12 protein-coding genes and 2 pseudogenes are annotated in these 18237 nt (G+C 71.5%); 8 read left to right on the plus strand and 6 right to left on the minus strand.

Features of this window, described 5'->3' with window-relative positions:
• Window positions 1–192 precede the first annotated feature (192 nt).
• From ACZ8AI_RS16005 to ACZ8AI_RS16020, 4 genes and pseudogenes are all read right to left on the minus strand, one after another.
• The gene (locus tag ACZ8AI_RS16005; protein WP_464858988.1) at window positions 193–1629 is read right to left on the minus strand and encodes a flavin monoamine oxidase family protein; all 1437 of its coding nucleotides are present in this window, start codon (window positions 1627–1629) and stop codon (window positions 193–195) included.
• On the minus strand, window positions 1629–2993 hold the full coding sequence (locus tag ACZ8AI_RS16010) for an NAD(P)/FAD-dependent oxidoreductase (RefSeq protein ID WP_464858989.1): 1365 nt from the start codon (window positions 2991–2993) through the stop codon (window positions 1629–1631). The genes ACZ8AI_RS16005 and ACZ8AI_RS16010 overlap by 1 nt, the downstream gene beginning before the upstream one ends.
• Before the next feature lie 2 nt (window positions 2994–2995).
• Window positions 2996–4327: an aspartate aminotransferase family protein gene (locus ACZ8AI_RS16015; RefSeq protein WP_464859234.1), complete on the minus strand. Its 1332-nt coding sequence runs from the start codon at window positions 4325–4327 to the stop codon at window positions 2996–2998.
• Between the two features lie 117 nt (window positions 4328–4444).
• Window positions 4445–4918: pseudogene (locus ACZ8AI_RS16020) on the minus strand (Lrp/AsnC family transcriptional regulator); the annotation flags it as partial.
• 113 nt (window positions 4919–5031) lie between these two features.
• Between ACZ8AI_RS16020 and ACZ8AI_RS16025 the strand changes: the two are divergent.
• From ACZ8AI_RS16025 to ACZ8AI_RS16050, 6 genes and pseudogenes are all read left to right on the plus strand, one after another.
• Window positions 5032–5675, plus strand: a pseudogene (locus ACZ8AI_RS16025) (aldehyde dehydrogenase family protein); the annotation flags it as partial.
• Window positions 5676–5797: 122 nt separating this feature from the next.
• On the plus strand, window positions 5798–6457 hold the full coding sequence (locus ACZ8AI_RS16030) for an aldehyde dehydrogenase family protein (RefSeq protein ID WP_464858990.1): 660 nt from the start codon (window positions 5798–5800) through the stop codon (window positions 6455–6457).
• Window positions 6458–6480: 23 nt separating this feature from the next.
• On the plus strand, window positions 6481–7668 hold the full coding sequence (locus ACZ8AI_RS16035; protein ID WP_464858991.1) for an ABC transporter ATP-binding protein: 1188 nt from the start codon (window positions 6481–6483) through the stop codon (window positions 7666–7668).
• A 5-nt stretch (window positions 7669–7673) separates the two neighbouring features.
• Window positions 7674–8879 carry an ABC transporter substrate-binding protein gene (locus ACZ8AI_RS16040; RefSeq protein WP_464858992.1) on the plus strand — a complete coding sequence of 402 codons (1206 nt, stop codon included), beginning with the start codon at window positions 7674–7676 and terminating at the stop codon, window positions 8877–8879.
• Entirely contained in the window at window positions 8876–9790 is a 915-nt protein-coding gene (locus ACZ8AI_RS16045) for an ABC transporter permease (protein ID WP_139199835.1), read from the plus strand. Before ACZ8AI_RS16040 ends, ACZ8AI_RS16045 begins: the two co-directional genes overlap by 4 nt.
• Entirely contained in the window at window positions 9787–10665 is an 879-nt protein-coding gene (locus ACZ8AI_RS16050; RefSeq protein WP_071291626.1) for an ABC transporter permease, read from the plus strand. Before ACZ8AI_RS16045 ends, ACZ8AI_RS16050 begins: the two co-directional genes overlap by 4 nt.
• Before the next feature lie 113 nt (window positions 10666–10778).
• On the opposite strand, the gene ACZ8AI_RS16055 is transcribed toward ACZ8AI_RS16050, so the two are convergent.
• Entirely contained in the window at window positions 10779–11705 is a 927-nt protein-coding gene (locus tag ACZ8AI_RS16055; protein ID WP_464858993.1) for a GMC oxidoreductase, read from the minus strand.
• A 657-nt stretch (window positions 11706–12362) separates the two neighbouring features.
• The gene (locus tag ACZ8AI_RS16060; protein WP_464858994.1) at window positions 12363–13712 is read right to left on the minus strand and encodes an alpha/beta fold hydrolase; all 1350 of its coding nucleotides are present in this window, start codon (window positions 13710–13712) and stop codon (window positions 12363–12365) included.
• Window positions 13713–13836: 124 nt separating this feature from the next.
• On the opposite strand from ACZ8AI_RS16060, the gene ACZ8AI_RS16065 reads away from it, so the two are divergent.
• Both ACZ8AI_RS16065 and ACZ8AI_RS16070 read left to right on the plus strand, forming a co-directional pair.
• Window positions 13837–16425, plus strand: a complete 2589-nt coding sequence (locus ACZ8AI_RS16065) for a glutamate--cysteine ligase (RefSeq protein ID WP_464858995.1) — start codon at window positions 13837–13839, stop codon at window positions 16423–16425.
• Window positions 16426–16653: 228 nt separating this feature from the next.
• Window positions 16654–18222: an N-acetylglutaminylglutamine amidotransferase gene (locus tag ACZ8AI_RS16070; RefSeq protein WP_464858996.1), complete on the plus strand. Its 1569-nt coding sequence runs from the start codon at window positions 16654–16656 to the stop codon at window positions 18220–18222.
• Window positions 18223–18237: the final 15 nt, after the last annotated feature.

Genomic DNA, 18237 nt, shown 5'->3' on the forward strand with positions numbered 1-18237 from the left:
GCGCACTCGCCGTCGGCGGGCCTGACAGCGTGCGGCGAGTCGGTTCAGCGTCGCAGGTCGCCGCGAGCTCGGCGTGGGTCCTCACGGATGAGTCGTCGCAGGGGCTCCGCGCAGCTGGCGACCGAAGGGTTGTATCGTGATGGTCACGAGCGTCAGGCTTGGACTGACGTGCATACCCCGGAATCCCCTCGCTCAGCGGGGGGGATTCTTGTCTGCGCCGGCGGATCTGCCACTGGGCGCTGGTGCATGCAGCAACGCTAGGAGTCGCCGTCGCTCGTAGGAATCGATGATGTGATGGCGACGGCGGTCGGGAGCGGTTCCGCGAGGATCGACGCGGCCACCTCGGTGCCGAGCAGCCGCGACGCCGCCCGCAGACCGGACAGCAGCGCCCCGTGCACCGTCGCGGGGTCGTCGCCCCACGTGGCCTCGCCCGCGAGCTGGACCCGCCCGGACGGCGTACCGAGCAGGTCGTGGTCGTCGGCCGACGCCCCGACGTGCAGGTACCGAGTACGAGCCGCGCGCGAAGGGGTCGGCCGCCCAGCGTGTGATCCGGTACGCCTCGGGCTCCGGGACCGACTCCCCGTACATCCTCCGGAGCGCGGCGAGCCCCTCGTCGACGACCATCGCGTCGGGCAGCGTCTCGAGCCGTCGTGCCCCCGCCCCGCCGACGAGTGCCGCCAGCACGGGCTCGCCGGTCACCCGGGACATGTCGTACCAGGAGTGCCAGTCGACCCCGGCCGGCCCCTGCTGCCGCACGACCCACGAGTCCCAGAACCGGGTGGGGAAGCGCAGGAAGACCTTGTCGTACGCGCCCATGCCGAGGCGTCCCATCGCACCGACCACCGGATCGGACAGCGGCGGGTCGAACATCACGTCGCCGGCCTGCAGCACCCCGAGCGGGACGGTCACGACGGCGTGTTGCGCGGTGATCGTCGACCCGTCGGCGAGTCCGACGACCACGTCGGTGTCGGACTGCGACACGGACCGCACCACCGACGACAGCCGGACGTCCAGCCCCGCCGACAGGGCCTCCGCGTACTGCCCGTACCCGCCGGGGAACACCACCTCGTCGCCGGGGACGTGTTCCTCTTCCAACCCGTGCGCGTCGAGGACGGTCACGGGTGCGCCGCAGAGGTCCTCGGAGCGGTGCGCCATGTACTCCCGGACCCGCGCGGCGCGGTCGCCCTGCCACTGCAGCGACCGCAGCACGGTGTCGACGGCGGCCGCGTAGGTCGAGGGTGGCGGTGCGGACGCGACCAGGGCGTCGAGGGCCGCGTCGACGGTGTGCAGGTCGGCCACGAACGACGCCGCGTCGGCCGCCGACAGGCGCGCGCCGGACGGGCCGTGCCACGCGATCGGTCGGCCGTCGAACTGGAAGCTGCCGACGGTGAACTCGACGGTGTCGATGCCGAACCGGGGTGCCAGGGCCCAGAGCGGGTTGCCGTCGACGCCGTGGATCCAGGACGCCCCGAGGTCGACGGGCACCCCGAGCGCGGAGTCGGTCCAGGTGCGCCCACCGATCCGGTCGCGGGCCTCGAGCACGACGACGGACCGGCCGGCGAGTGCGAGCGCGCGGGCGGCGGCGAGCCCGGAGACTCCGGCCCCCACGACGACGACGTCGACGTCCATCAGTGCCCTCCCGTCAGCGGCGCCAGCAGCCGCGCGGCCAGGCTCGGACGCCCGGTCAGTGCCTCTTCGCGGTCGGCGAGGTCCGTCGCCACGAGCCCGGCGTTCGCCCCGAGGAAGCGGAGCGGTTCCGGTTCCCAGTCGGGCGAGCGGTGGTTCACCCACGGCAACGCGGTCAGCGGCGAGGCGACCCCGCGCACGAGGTCGGCGAGCGTCCGCCCGGCCAGGTTCGTCGTCGACAGCCCGTCGCCGACGTAGCCGCCGGCGGTGCCGACGTGCCCGTCCCACGTCACCGACGCGCACCAGTCGCGCGGGACTCCGAGCGGGCCGCCCCACGTGTGCGTGACCGGGGCGTCGGCGACGGCGGGGAACAGCTCCACCAGGGACCGCCGCAGGTGGTCGAAGACCCGCGGCACCCGGTCGTAGCCCGGCGTGATCGCGGACCCCCAGTGGTACCGCGCGCCGCGTCCACCGAAGGCCAGTCGGTCGTCGGCGGTCCGCTGCCCGTAGACGAGCAGGTGCCGGTAGTCGGAGAACGTCTGCCCGTGCTCGAGTCCGATCCGGTCCCACACGGTGGCGGGCAGCGGAGCGGTGGCGATCATGAGCGAGTACAGCGGCAGGACCCGCCGACGGGTCTGCGGCAGCTGCGCGCCGTAGCCCTCGACCGCGATGACCACGGCGCCGGCCGAGACGGTCCCGCGCGAGGTGACCACGTGCCCTGGAGCCCACGACACGGCGGGCGTGTGCTCCGCGATCCGGACGCCCCGTGCCTCCAGGGCGGCCGCCAGGCCACGCACCAGCGCTGCGGGCTGGACGCGCGCGCAGTCCGGGGTCCACGCGACGCCGGCCGACCCGGCGGCGTCACCCGGACGCGCCGGGCGCCAGGTCATGTCGTCACCCCACTCGGACGAGGCCGCGACCTCGTCGTGGGCGGCGCGTTCCTGCACGGCGGATCTCGCGTAGAGGACGGTGCCGCCCTTGACGTAGTCGCAGTCGATGCCGGCCGATTCCGCGGCGCGACCGACCTCGTCGACCGTGTCGCGCATGGCTGCGCGGAGGGCGAGGGCGGCCTGGCGGCCGTGCTCCTCGGCGACGGACGCGGCGGACCGGGGGAACAGGGCCGAGCACCATCCGCCGTTCCGTCCGGACGCACCGAACCCCGCGATCTCGCGTTCGACGACGACGATCTGGAGGCGCGGGTCGGCCTGGTGCAGGTACCAGGCGGTCCAGAGACCCGTCAGTCCACCCCCGACGATGCAGACGTCGGCGGTCGTGTCGCCGTCCAGGGGCGGCCGGGGCGTCAGGTCGTCGCGGCCGGTGGCCACGAGCTGGTCGAGCCAGAACGAGACGCCCCGGTAGCCGGTCACGGTCAGATCTTCGACGCGGCCTCGGACAGGACGCTCCGCAGGATCGAGGTGATCTCGCGGAACTCCGGCTGCCCGATGGTCAGCGGCGGAGCGAGCTGCACGACCGGGTCGCCACGGTCGTCGGCGCGGCAGTACAGGCCGGCGTCGAACAACGCCTTCGACAGGAACCCGCGCAGCAGCCGCTCGGACTCGCCGTCGTCGAAGGTCGTCTTCGTGGCCTTGTCCTTCACGAGCTCGATGCCGTAGAAGTACCCGGCACCGCGGACGTCACCGACGATCGGCAGGTCCTTCAGGGTGTCGAGCTCGGCCTTGAAGAGCGGGGCGTTCTGCTGCACGTTCTGCAGCAGCCCCTCTTCCTCGAAGATGTCGAGGTTCTCCATCGCGACGGCGGCGGAGACCGGGTGCCCGCCGAACGTGTACCCGTGGTAGAAGGTCGTGTCGCCCTTCGAGAACGGCTCGAAGAGCTTGTCGCTGATGATCGTCGCGCCGATCGGCGAGTACCCCGAGGTCATCGCCTTCGCGCACGTGATCATGTCCGGCACGAAGCCGTAGGTGTCGCACGCGAACATGGTGCCGATGCGGCCGAAGGCGCAGATCACCTCGTCCGAGACGAGCAGCACGTCGTACTCGTCGCAGATCTCGCGGACCCGCTGGAAGTACCCGGGCGGCGGGGTGAAGCAGCCGCCGGAGTTCTGCACCGGCTCGAGGAAGACGGCGGCGACGGTGTCGGGCCCCTCGAACTCGATCATCTCGCGGATGCGCTCGGCCGCCCAGAAGCCGAACTCCTCTTCGCTCTGCCCGGCGAAGCCCATCTCGTCGGCGCGGTAGTAGTTCGTGTTCGGGACACGGAGTCCGCCGGGGGTGAGCGGCTCGAACATCTGCTTCATCGCCGGGATGCCGGTGATCGCGAGGGCGCCCTGCGGGGTGCCGTGGTACGCCACCGCGCGGGAGATCACCTTGTGCTTCATCGGCTTGCCGCGGAGCTTCCAGTAGTACTTCGCGAGCTTGAACGCGGTCTCGACGGCCTCGCCGCCACCGGTCGAGAAGAACACCTTGTTGAGGTCACCCGGGGCGTGGTCGGCCAGGCGGTCCGCGAGCTCGATCGCCGCGGGGTGCGCGTACGACCAGAGCGGGAAGAACGACAGTGTCTCCGCCTGCTTCGCGGCCATCTCGGCCAGGCGCTTCCGGCCGTGGCCAGCGGCGACGACGAACAGGCCGGAGAGCCCGTCGATGTAGCCCTTGCCGTGGCTGTCGAAGACGTGGTGGCCCTCGCCGCGGACCATGATCGGCACGTCGGCGCCGGCCTGGTTCGCGCCGTGCCGGGCGAAGTGCATCCACAGGTGGTCGCGGGACTTCTGCTGCAGGGCGGCGTCGTCCACCGGGGCGAACGGGTCGTACGAGCCGAGGCGGGTGGGCTGTTCGGTCTTCTGGTCGGACATGGTCATCGCGTTCCCCCAGTCGTAGAGCTGTTTGCGGAGTTGCAGGTAGACGAAGGTCTCGGTCGCGGTCACGCCCGGGATCGCCCGGATCGTGCCGTTGAGCAGTTCGATGAGGTCGTCGTCGTCCTCGCAGACGACCTCGACCATCAGGTCGAAACTGCCGGCGGTCATCACGAGGTAGTCGACCGAGGGCAGCTGCTCGAGGGCGTCGGCCACGCTCCGGGTGTCGCCGTTCACGCGGATGCCGATCATCGCCTGCCGGTGGAACCCGAGCTGCATCGGGTCGGTCACGGCGACGATCTGCATCACGCCGGTCTCGGTGAGCTTCTGCACCCGTTGCCGGACGGCGGCCTCGCTGAGTCCGACGGCCTTGCCGATCTCCCCGTACGGACGGCGGCCGTCCGCCTGGAGCTGTTCGATGATGCGCTTGGAGATGTCGTCGATCGGACCGGGACGTCGTGGTGCTGCCGCCATGCCGGACAGCATGGCAGCGCCCTTCACGGAAATGCAAGGGATTCCGTTGTGAACACCGTGTTTCGCGACGATTTCCGTTGTTACAACTCTTCCGAACCGCCGGTATCCGTGCCAGTATCGCCGCCATGCCGCACACCGTGCAGAACTTCGTCGGAGGTGCTTCCGTCGCGTCCCGCGCCGACACCGCCTTCGATCTGGTGGACCCGACGGACGAGCGTGTGTACGGCACCTCGCCGGTGTCCACGGCCGCCGACGTCGACGCCGCGTTCACGGCCGCGAGCACCGCGTTCGAGACCTGGCGGCGCACGACCCCCGGGAACGGCAACTCGCACTGTTCCGGATCGCCGACGCGATGGAGCAGCGGGCGTCGGAGTTCGCGGACCTCGAGTCCCTCGACACCGGAAAGCCCCGGGCCACCCTGGTCGAGGACGAGATCCTGCTGTCCGTCGACCAGATCCGCTTCTTCGCCGGGGCCGCCCGCAACCTCGAGGGCCGGAGCGCCGGCGAGTACATGACGGACCACACGTCGTTCGTCCGGCGCGAGCCGATCGGCGTCGTCGCCCAGGTCACCCCGTGGAACTACCCGCTCAACATGGCGGTGTGGAAGTTCGCACCGGCGCTCGCCGCGGGCAACACCACCGTGCTCAAGCCGAGCGACACCACCCCGCTGTCGACGCTGCTGCTGGCCGAGGTCGCGGCGGAGTTCCTGCCGCCCGGCGTCCTCAACGTGATCGTGGGGGACCGCACCACCGGCGCCGCCATGGTCGACCACCCGACACCGCAGCTCGTGTCGATCACCGGGTCCGTCCGCGCCGGCATGGAGGTCGCCCCGCCGCCGCCGGCGACCTCAAGCGCACGCACCTCGAACTCGGCGGGAAGGCTCCGGTCATCGTGTTCGACGACGCCGACGTCCCGTCCGCGGTGGCCGGCATCGTGGCCGCCGGGTTCTTCAACGCCGGGCAGGACTGCACCGCGGCGACCCGGCTGCTCGTGCAGGACGGGGTCCACGACGAGTTCGTGGCCGAGCTCGCCGCCGCGACCCGGACGAACGCGCAGACCGGCCCCGACGCGGCCGACCCGTACTTCGGCCCGGTGAACAACGCGGCCCAGCTCGCCCAGGTGCGCTCCTTCCTCGACACGCTGCCCGACCACGCCATCGTCGAGGCCGGGGGCCACCGACTCGGCGACCGGGGCTTCCACCACGAGGCCACGGTCGTGTCCGGCCTCCGTCAGGACGACCGCATCGTCCAGCAGGAGGTCTTCGGCCCCGTGCAGACCGTCCAGCGGTTCGCCACCGAAGCGGACGCCCTGCGCGCGGCGAACGACGTCGCGTACGGGCTGGCGAGTTCGGTGTGGACGACCGACCACGCGCGGGCGATGCGCTTCGCCCGCGACCTCGACTTCGGGTGCGTGTGGATCAACACCCACATCCCGATCGTCGCCGAGATGCCGCACGGCGGTTTCAAGCACTCCGGCTACGGCAAGGACCTGTCCCAGTACGGGTTCGACGACTACACCCGCATCAAGCACGTCATGTCCTACATCGGCTGAACCCGACACCTCCTGGAGGCACCATGGCAATGACCGGCACGTTCGCCGAATCCGGCGCGGACCTCCGGCTCGACCGGATCACCAAGTCCTTCCCCGGGCACACCGCGGTCGACGCCCTCGACCTCACCGTGCCGGCTGGGTCGTTCTTCGCCCTGCTCGGTCCCTCCGGCTGCGGCAAGACCACGACGCTGCGGCTCGTCGCCGGACTCGAGGAGCCCACGAGCGGCACGATCACGATCGGCGGTCAGGACGTCACCGACACGAAGCCGTACCAGCGGCCGGTCAACACGGTGTTCCAGAACTACGCGCTGTTCCCGCACATGAGCGTGCTCGACAACGTCGCGTTCGGGCTGAAGCGCCGCCGCATCCCGGACCCGATGACGAAGGCGAAGGAGGCCCTTCGGCTCGTCGAGCTCGAGGCGTCGGCGTCGAAGCGGCCCGCGCAGCTCTCCGGCGGCATGCAGCAGCGGGTCGCCCTGGCCCGGGCCATCGTGAACCGGCCGGCCCTGCTGCTGCTCGACGAACCACTCGGTGCGCTCGACCTGAAGCTCCGCCACCAGATGCAGCTCGAGCTGAAGACCATCCAGGCCGAGGTCGGGCTCACCTTCCTGCACGTCACGCACGACCAGGAGGAAGCGATGACGATGGCCGACACGGTCGCCGTCATGAACGGCGGCCGGATCGAGCAGATGGGCAGCCCGCAGGACCTGTACGAACTGCCCCGCACCGCGTTCGTCGCGAACTTCCTCGGGCAGTCGAACCTGCTCGAGGGCGAGGTGCGCGGGACCGAGGGCGAGCTCCTGGTCGTCGCGACCGCGGCCGGCACCATCGCCGTCCCGGCTGCACGGGCAGTCGCCACCTCCGGTCGCGTGGTCGTCGGCGTCCGCCCCGAGAAGCTCAAGATCCGGGCGGCTGAGCCCACCCCCGAGGCCGGCCGCAACATCCTCGGCCCCGGCCGCGTGGTCGACGTCTCGTTCTCCGGGGTCAGCACCCAGTACCTGGTCGACGTGCCCGGCGCGGGTCGCGTCTCGGTGTTCGCGCAGAACTCGAAGGGCGGCCCGCGGATCGCGACCGGCACCGAGGTCTGGCTCACGTGGGGCGTCGACCACGGTTTCGGCCTGGAGGCGCACCCCGCGTCCGACGCGACCGTCACCGCCGGAGCCGACCCGCGCCTCCAGTCCGCACCGGCCACCGCAGGAGCGGTCGCGTGAGTCGCGTGCCCGGTCCCGACGTCCTCCGCGGACTGACGTCGGCACGCGTCAGCCGACGCGGCCTGCTCGCCGGCGGCGGTGCAGCCGCGATGGCGGCGCTGCTGGCCGGCTGCAGCATCAAGGGATCGGCGGCGTCGGCCGACGACACCGTGGACTGGAAGCGCTTCTGGAAGGACGCGAAGGCGACGAAGGAGCTCAAGTTCGCGAACTGGCCGCTCTACATCGACTCCGACCACGGCAAGTCCGAGTCGCTCGCGCTGTTCCGGAAGGAGACGGGCATCGACGTCGACTACCAGGCCGTCATCCAGGACAACGCGACGTTCTACGCCACCGTCTCCCCGATCCTGCGGGCCCACGGCGCCACCGGGTACGACCTCGTCGTCATGACGAACGGGTACGAGCTCACCGAGATGATCAAGAACGGATTCGTCTGCAAGCTCGACCACTCGCGGCTGCCGAACTTCGCCGCGCACGCCTCCGAGTCGGTCAAGGACCCGATCTACGACCCCGGCAACGAGCACTCCGTCGTGTGGCAGACCGGGTTCACCGGACTCGCGTACAACCCGAAGTACACCGGTCGGAAGATCACGTCCTTCCAGGACCTGCTCGACCCCGAGTTCGCCGGCCGCATCGGGCTGATGAGCGACAACACCGAGCTCGGCTCGCTCGGCCTCCTCGCGCTCGGCATCGCCCCCGAGACGTCGACCCCCGCGGACTGGCGGAAGGCGCAGGACTGGCTGCGGAAGCTCCGGCCGAGCGTCACCGGGTTCTACGACCAGAGCTACATCAACCGGCTCGAGAACGGCGACACCTGGATCACCCAGGCCTGGTCGGGCGACGTGTTCCAGGCGCAGCAGTCCGGCTTCCCGCACCTGGAGTTCGTGACACCGGAGGAGGGGCAGATGACCTGGCACGACAACATGCTCATCCCGCGGCAGGCGGCGAACCCGGTGTCGGCGCTCGAGTGGATGAACTTCTACTACACGCCGAAGGCCGCCGGCATCGTCGAGGACTACGTCAACTACGTCTGCCCGGTGCCCGGCGCCGAGGACTACGTCCGTGACGTCCTCGACGACCCGACCGTCGCCGACAGCCCCCTGGTGTTCCCGTCGGACGCAGTCCTCGAGAAGTCGCACGAGTTCCGGGTGTTCGAGAACTACGACGAGTACTCCGAGTGGAACCAGGTCTTCAACGCCGTGGTGCAGTCGTGACGGCGCTCGCACCGGGGCTGGGCGCTGCGCCGGCACCCGTCCGCCGGGGGCGGCGTCGGAGCACGCCGTTCTTCCTCGCGCTCGTCGGCACCGCGTACCTCTGCGTCTTCTTCGTCATCCCGCTGGTGTCCGGGCTCATCGTGTCGCTCATGTCGGGCAACCCGGACGACGGCTACACGTTCACGTGGAACTGGGGGGTCTACTCGGCCCTGTTCGTCGACCCGCAGGTGCCCTACCTGACGTTCCTGCTCCGCTCGCTCTGGTACGGCGCGGCCGCCACCGTCGTCACGATCATCGTCGGGTACCCGGTGGCGTACTTCATCGCCTTCCGGGTGTCGCCACGGTGGAAGAACCCGCTGCTCATGCTCGTGTTCGTCAGCTTCCTGGTGTCGTTCATCATCCGGACCGACATGTGGGCATTCGTCCTGGCGTCGCAGGGCCCCGTCGTCTCGACGCTGCAGGCGATCGGCCTGGCCGGCAAGGACTTCCACATCCTCGGCACCGGTGGCGCCGTGATCTTCGGCGACGCGTACAACGACCTCGCGTTCATGGTGCTGCCGATCTACGCCGCGCTCGAGCGCATCGACCCACGGCTCGGCGAAGCGGCGAACGACCTGTACGCGGGGAAGTTCCGGGCGTTCTGGCACACCACGCTGCCGCTGTCCCGCTCGGGCATCTTCGCCGGGGTCCTGCTGGTGTTCATCGACTCCGTGGGGGACCCGGTGAACTCGGCGCTGCTCGGTGGGACGAACACGTACACGATCGGCCAGGCGATCCAGGACGCCTACTCCGGCAACCAGCAGTACAACGTCGCCGCCGCCCTGTCGACCGTGCTCATGGTCGTGCTCGGCATCATCCTGTTCATCTACGCCCGTGTGTCCGGCACCGACGACCTCGAGGACCTCGTATGACCGCCGTCGCACCATCCCGCACCGCCGCCGGTCCGGCCTCGCCCGTGACCGGTTCCGTCGCCGGCCGCCCGCGTCGGCACGGGGTGAACCGCCGCGGGCCCTGGCTCGCCATCGTGTACTGGGTGGTCATCGCGATCACCCTCGTGCCGATCGTCTACATGATCGTGTACTCGTTCAACGACGCCCCGACGAACCGGCTGTCCTTCGCCTGGAACGGCTTCACGACCTACTGGTACGCCAACCTCGTGAACGTCTCCGGGCTCGGGGCGGCGTTCGTCACCTCGGTCGTCATCGCGTTCCTGGCCGCGATCGTGTCCGTCGCGATCGGGTTGCCGCTCGCCCTGGCGCTCGAGCGGTACAAGTTCCCCGGGCGGGGTGCCGTCAACGCCGTCGTGTTCGCCGACATCGCCGCGCCGTCGATCGTCGTCGGGTCCGCGTCACTGTCGTTCTTCCTGTCGATCGGGCTCGGCACCGGGTTCCTCACCGTGCTCATCACACACGTGGCGTTCGACGTCGCGTACGTGGTCGTGGTGCTCCGGGCGCGGATCGCGGGGACCTCGCGGGCGCTCGAGGAGGCCGCTGGGGACCTGGGAGCGACGCCGTTCCAGGCGTTCCGACTCGTCACCCTGCCGTTGCTCGCGCCGGGCATGCTCGCCGCCGGGCTGTTGGCGCTCGCGATGTCGATCGACGACTACGTGATCACGTCGTTCGTCGCCGGACCCTCGGTGACGTTCCCGCTGTTCGTGTACGGCGCCGCGAAGGCCGGGATGCCGCCGCAGGTGCTCTGCTTCGGCACGCTGGTGTTCGCGGTGGGGCTCCTCGTCGCGCTGCTCAACGGCGCGCTCAACCGCCGCCTGGCCCGCACCCGCGGCTGACCCCCCACGTGCTCGCCCCGCCCTTCCTCCCGCAAAACGCAACGTCGGCGGAGTCTCGCAGCGGTATGTCGCTGCGAGGAACCGGCAACGTTGCGTCTTGCCGGGGGAGGGGGTCAGGCCAGGGACAGGGCGGCGTCGCGGTCGGCGCGGGCGTCGTCGCGCAGCAGGCGGTCGGCGGTGCGGAGCGACAGCGCCATGATCGTCAGCGCCGGGTTCGCGATGAGGGAGCTCGGGAACACCGAGTTGTCCACGACCCAGAGGTTCGGCACGTCCCACGACCGACCGGCGGCGTCCACGACCGAGTTCGCCGCATCGGTACCCATCCGGGCGGTGCCGACGGTGTGCGCCGTCCGGTCGAGCACCCGGACGTCGCGCCCGCCCGCGGCCTCGACGATCGCGGTCATCGTGCGGACGGCGTGCCGGGTGATGGCCGCTTCGTTCGAGCCGGGGGAGAACGTGACCCGGGCCTTCGGGACCCCGTTCGCGTCGACCTCGTCGGCGAGCACCAGGCGGTTGTCGTCGTACGGCAGGCACTCGGCGTTGATGCCGACCCCGGCCATCTTCGGGTAGTCGCGCATGGCCCGGACGAGCGCCGCGCCCCGCAGCCCTCCGCCACGGACGAGCGACGTGGCGAGGGTCAGCGGCTGCACGCCGAGGCTCTGGATCAGGTACCCGCCGGCGAAGTCGGCGTCGGACGGTCGGACGAAGTCCTCGGTGATGATCGACGACGGGTAGCCGCGGTAGGAGCGCATCGACTCGTCGAACGTCGCCCACACCTGCGTCGCTCCGTGTGCCGTGAAGTTCCGGCCGACCTGGCCGCTGCTGTTCGCCAGACCGGTGTGCAGCAGGAGCCGCGGGGTCTCGATCCCCCCGGCGGCGAGCACCAGCGCACGGGTGCGCTGCCGGTGGTCGCGTCCGCCCTGGCGGTAGACGACGGCCTCGACCTCGCCCCGGGCGTCGAGTTCGATGCCGTGCACGAACGCCTCGGCGCGGATCTCGGCGCCGAACGCGACGGCGGCGGGCAGGTAGGTGGTGTCCATCGACACCTTCGCGCCGTTGCGGCACCCCCTGGTGGCAGGACCCGCAGGACACGCACGCCTGCCGGAGGCCGTGGTGCTCCTGGTGCCGGTCCTCGGTGGTGAGCCCGACGGGTGCGTCGGTCGCGGTGATCCCGACCGCGGCGGCTCCGCGGATCATCATGTCCGAGGAGGCGTTCCGGGGCGGCGGACCCATCCGGTAGCGGCGGGCCGGGTCCCACGGGTAGTGCGCGGGTCCGGCGACGCCGACGTCGTGCTCGACCTGCTCGATCCAGCCGGTGAGCTCGTCGTGGTCGATCGGCCAGTCCTCGCCCTCGCCCGAGTCCGTGCGCAGGTGGATGTCGTGCCGGTTCGGCCGGGGTGTGAAGGCACCCCAGTGCAGCGTCGAGCCGCCGACCCCGGTCCCGCTGTTGTTCGGTCCGAAGGCGGTCGGGGCGCTGCCGCCGCTGATGCGCTCGTCCATCCAGTTGATGTCGCCGGGTGCCGCGACCTCGTCGGGGGTGTGGTCGCCCGGCTCGGTGTTCGGTCCGGCCTCGAGCGCGACGACCCGCAGGCCGCAGCGTGCCAGGGTCGCGAGCAGCGGTGCGCCGCCCGCACCGGTGCCGACGACGACCACGTCGACGACGTCGTCCTCGTCGTGGTGGCGCTGTCCGGAGAGGTTCATCGTTCGGCTCCTGCCGGTTCCCATGCTTCGCGCTGTCCGGCTCCGAGGAGCAGGAAGCCCTGTTTCCGCAGGCCGTCGCCACCGTTGGCGAAGCCGTCGTAGTCGATCTCGGCCATCGTCGCCGGGTGGGCGACCCACTGCTTCGCGAGGTCCACGCCGGCGTCCTCGGCCCACGCCTGCAGCTGTGCGGCATCCAGGCCGCCCGACGCCGGCGTGTACTCGCCCGCGTCGATCGACGCGAGGACATCGGCGAGGTGGTCGTCGCCCTTCGCTGCCGAAGCCCGGAGTGCGTCGAGTGCCGCCCGGTAGGCGTCGACGTCGGCGGGCAGTCCGTCGGGCCGCCATCCGTCGCCGAGGCCGTCGGCGAGCTGGTCGTCGACGCGGAGCGCGAGGTCGATGGTCCGGTCACCGGGCTGCGGCACGACGACCCGGGCGACGGCGCGCAGGGTGTCGAGTTGCTCGCGGCTCAGGGCTCGGGATGCACGGTCCGGATCGTCCGGCAGTGCCCGCACGGCGAGGATCCCGCGGGTGCGGGCGCTCACCCGGGGCGACGCGATCAGTCGCGCGGTGTCCTCCGGCACGACCGGTCCGTGGTCGACGCGACGGTCCCAGAAGTCGCGGATGCGCTCGGCGACCGAGTCCGGCTGTTCCCACGGCAGCAGGTGCGCTGCTCCGGGGACCACGGCGAACTCGCCGGCGGGCCAGTGCGGCAGGTTCAGCTCGCGCTGGGCGTCCGGCCCGAGGTCGCCGTCCTCGGCACCGGCGAGCACGAGCGCCGGCACCGGGTTCGGCGGGTACGCGGAGGACCAGTCCTCGCGGCTGCCCCGGACGAGCCAGTCCGTCCAGGCCTGCGGGACGGCCCGCTCCACGTCGTGCACGGCCAGGGCGTGCGGCTCGGGGGGCAGGCGTGCCGCGGTGTTGGCGTCGACGAAGGTCTCGGCCTCGTCCGGTCCGATCTCGCCGTCCGCTGCCCAGCCGAGCATCGTCGCGCGTCGTTCCTCGTTCATCGGCTCGGGCGACAGCGGAGAGGCGGCGAGCAGGACGACGGCGCGGAGCCCGAACAGCCCGTTCGAGCCGTCGACGGTCCGGGCGGCGACGATCGAGGCGACCTTGCCGCCCATCGAGTGTCCGATCAGCGCCCACTCCGTCGCGCCGCTCCGCCCGATCGCGCGCTCGACGAGCTCGGTCATCTCCTCGACGGTCGTGCCGGTCGCGGACGACGACCGACCGAACCCGGGCAGGTCGATGCCCACCAGGTCGAGGGTGCCGGCGAGCCGGGTGCGCAGGCCCACGAACTCCTCGGAGCTCGACCCGAGGGCGTGGAGGCAGAACACGGTGGTCGGCATCCCTCGTTCCTACGGTGCCGGCCGCGCCCGCTCACAGCCCCGTGTACCCCGCGGATTGTTTCGGGCGTGCGACGATCTCGCCCGGGGCGGGCGGACCCGCGGCTCGCAGCAGTAGGTTCCGTACATGAGTGCAGAGTTGACGCTGGGCGCCGAGGAAGAGCTGCACCTCATCGACCTCGAGTCCGGCCGACTGTCCGCGAAGGCCCCGCGCCTCCTCCCCCGACTGCCCGCCCACCGGTTCGGCGCCGAGCTCCAGCGCACGACCATCGAGACGAACACCCCCGTCGTGCGGACCCTCGACGACCTGCGCCGGGTGATCGTGGACCTCCGCAGCGAGCTGAGCGCGGCGATCGCCCCGGCCGGCGTCACGATCGCGGCGGTCGGCACGGCACCCCGGTCCGAGTACGCCGACTTCGAGCTGACCTCCGGCGGCCGCTACGGGCGGATGCAGGAGCAGTACCGGATGCTGGTCGACGAACAGCTCATCTGCGGCCTGCAGGTGCACGTCGGCGTGAGCGACCGCGACCTGGCGGTGCAGATCGCCCAGCGGGTGGCCCCGGTGCTGCCGGTCCTGCTCGCCCTCAGCGCCTCGAGTCCGTTCTGGAACGGGCAGGACACCGGGTACGCCTCGTTCCGGAGCATCATCTGGCAGCGCTGGCCGTCCGCCGGCAGCTTCGGCCGGGTCGAGAGCGCGGCCGAGTACGACAAGGTGCTCGACGACCTCATCGCCTCGGGCGTCATCGCCGACAAGAAGATGGCCTACTTCGACGTGCGGCCGTCCTCGCACGCGCCCACCCTCGAACTCCGGGTCTGCGACGCCACCCCCGTGGTGGACGACGCGGTCCTCATCGCCGGGCTGTTCCGCGCCGCTGTGCGCAAGGCCGAGATCGCGGTGGAAGCCGGCACCGCGTGGCACCCGCGCAGCGAGCCCCTGCACCGCGCGGCGATGTGGCAGGCGGCGCGCAGCGGCCTGAGCGGCGAACTGCTCGGGCTCGGGCAGCACCCGGAACGGTTCCCGGCCGAGGTCGCCGTCCGGCAGCTGGTGTCACGGCTGCGCCCGGAGCTCGAGGAGCTCGGCGACTGGGGCACGGTGAGCGAGCTACTGGAGGACACCCTCGCGCGCGGCAACTCCACCGACCGGCAGCGCACCGCCTACGCCGAGCGCGGCGACCTCGACGACGTCGTGACGCAGGTCGTCGAGGACACCGCCGGCACGCCGTCCGGCCGTGACCAGCACCCGGTCGTCGCGATCCCCGCCTACCGCGTCCGCGCGGGCGACGAGGCCGTCGGACCCGGTGCCCGTCCCCGTCCGGCCTTCCGCGAGCTCGCGACCTTCTTCCGCGGCTGGGACGCCGAGACGACGATCGACCGCTGTGCGGTGCGCGACGTCTGGACCCGCGAGCACGAGGTCGGCTTCGTGGTCGACGGCGGCGTGCAGGTCTTCGGCTGCGACCTCGTCCCGCGCACGGTGAGCGCGTACGAGTGGGCGCAGCTCGAGGCCGGGCTCGCCCAGCGTGCCCGGGCGATCGAGCTGTTCCTCCGCGATGCCTACGGACCACGGCGGATCGTCGCCGACGGCGCCATGGACGCGGACGACTTCGTCGGTGCGAACGGCTGGGACCCGGACGCCGCACGGCTGCCCGAGACCGCGGTCCGCGCGCCGGTGATGGGGTTCGACCTCGTGCGCAACGAGTTCGGCGGGTGGCGCGTGCTCGAGGACAACGTCCGGTCGCCCTCCGGCGTCGCGTACGGTCTCGCCCTCCGCGAGCTGATGGACGAGGTGGTGCCGGACGCCCCGCGTCCCGCGCGGCTCCGCGATCCGCACACCGTCCTCGACCGCCTGCGCGAGACCCTCCGCACCGACGCGACCGCGGTCACCGGCAACCCGGACCCGGTCCTGGCACTGGTGTCGGACGGCCCCGCCGCCGGCGCCTGGTACGAGCACCGACGGCTGTCCGACGGGGCCGGGATGCGCCTCCTGTCCGAGTCCGACCTGGACGTCCGCGACGGACGCGTGGTCGAGGCCGCGACCGGTGACGTGCTCGACGCCCTCTACCTGCGCGTCGACCGCGACGCCAGTGCCCTGTCGAACGAGCACGCGCCGGACCTCGGCGCCCGCATCCTCGACGCGGCCGAGGCCGGCACCGTGTACCTGGCGAACGCTCCCGGCAACGCGCTCGTCGACGACAAGGCCATGTACGTCAACGTGCCCGACCTCATCTGGTACTACCTCGACGAGAAGCCCCTGCTCGAGTCGGTGCCGACGTACCGCACGAGCATCGAGGGCGAACGGCTCTCCGTGCTCGACCGCGTCGGCGAACTCGTCACGAAGCCGGTGGACGGCGAGGGCGGGCGGGACGTCCTGATCGGCCCGAGTGCCAGCGCCCCCGAGGTCGCCGAGCGACGTCGGCAGATCGCCGCGGACCCCGCCGGCTGGGTGGGGCAGGAGGTCGTGCAGCTCTCGTCGCACCCGACGATCGGACCCGCGGGGCTCGACCCGCGGCACGTCGACCTCCGGGCGTTCGTGTACGTCACCGGCACCGGTCCGGGCGACACGCACCTCGCCGACGTCGCGCTCACCCGCGTCGCGCCGGAGGGCAGCATGGTCGTCAACTCCTCACGGGGTGGCGGCGCGAAGGACACCTGGATCGTCGGACCCGAGCCCGGCACGGCCGCAGGCGCCGGCACCGGCACCACCGAGGGAGACAACTGATGTGTGGACTCGCGGGCGAGATCCGCTTCGACGGGACGGCACCGGACGTCGGGGCCGTCGCCAGGATGACCGGGTGCATGGTGCACCGCGGCCCGGACGGCGACGGACTCTGGGCGCGCGGGCCGGTCGCGCTCGGGCACCGCCGGCTGTCGATCGTCGACCTGTCGACCGCGGGCGCGCAGCCGATGGTGGTGCCGCGCGCGGGCCTCCACGATCGCCTACAACGGCATGGTCTACAACTACCGTCAGCTCCGCGACGAGCTGCACGGCAAGGGGCACACGTTCGACTCGACGTCGGACACCGAGGTCATCGTCGCCGCGTACGCCGAGTGGGGCACCGACTTCGTGCAGCACCTGATCGGGATGTTCGCGATCGCCATCTGGGAGCACGCCAGCGGACGACTCGTGCTGGCGCGCGACCGGCTCGGCATCAAGCCGTTGTACGTCGCACCGGTCCCCGGCGGGCTCCGCTTCGCGTCGTCCCTGCCGGCGATCCTGGCCGGGAACGGGACCGGCGGCAGCGTCGACACGTCCATCGACCCGGTCGCCTTCGCCTCGTACATGTCCTTCCACTCCATCGTCCCGGCACCCCGGACGATCCTGTCCGGCGTCGGCAAGCTCCCGCCCGCGACGGTCGGGGTGATCGAACCCGACGGCAGCTCCCACGACGAGACGTACTGGGAGCCCCGCTTCGAGCGCGACCCCGGCAAGGCCGACTGGTCCGACCAGGACTGGCAGGAGGCGTTCACCGACAAGCTCCGCACCGCCGTCGAACGCCGCATGGTCGCCGACGTGCCGGTCGGGGTGCTGCTCTCCGGCGGCATCGACTCGTCCCTCGTCGTCGCGTTGCTCGCCGAGGCCGGCCAGCAGGACTTCGCCACGTTCAGCATCGGCTTCGAGTCGGCCGGCGGCGAGTCCGGCGACGAGTTCGAGTACTCCGACGAGGTCGCCCGCCACTTCGGCACCGACCACCACAAGATCCGGATCCCGTCGTCGCGGCTGCTGGACGGGATCGACGGGTCCATCCAGGCGATGAGCGAACCGATGGTCAGCCACGACTGCGTCGCGTTCTACCTGCTCTCGCAGGAGGTCTCGCAGCACGTCAAGGTGGTGCAGTCCGGACAGGGTGCGGACGAGGTGCTCGGTGGGTACAGCTGGTACCCGCCGCTCGCCGCCACACCGCGCGACCAGGCCGCCGAGGTCTACCGCTCCGTGTTCATGGACCGTCGCTGGCCCGCCCTGCAGGGGCTGCTCGGGGAGCGCTGGCGCAGCGACGACGACACCCCGTCGGCCTTCGTCGACGCGGAGTTCGCCCGGCCGGGCGCGGAGACGAGCGTGGACGCCGCACTCCGCAGCGACACCACGATCATGCTCGTCGACGACCCGGTGAAGCGCGTCGACAACATGACGATGGCGTGGGGGCTCGAGGCGCGCGTGCCGTTCCTCGACCACGAGTTCGTCGAGTTCGCCGGCGCGATCCCGCCGTCGCTGAAGCTGGCGGACGGCGGCAAGGGCGTCATGAAGCGCGCGGCCCGGGGCATCGTCCCGGATGCCGTCATCGACCGGACGAAGGGCTACTTCCCGGTGCCGGCGATCCGGCAGCTCGAGGGTCCGTACCTCGAGCGCGTCCGCCAGGCACTGCACGCACCGGAGGCTCGGGAGCGCGGCCTGTTCGACCCGGGTACGGTCGAGCGGATGCTCCAGGACCCGAACAGCACGCGGACCGAGATCGGCGCCAACGCGCTCTGGCAGCTCGGCCTCATCGAGATGTGGCTGCAGCACCAGGGGGTGCGGTGAGCGGGCCTGGAGGCA

This window comes from Curtobacterium sp. AC273 (assembly GCF_979253735.1).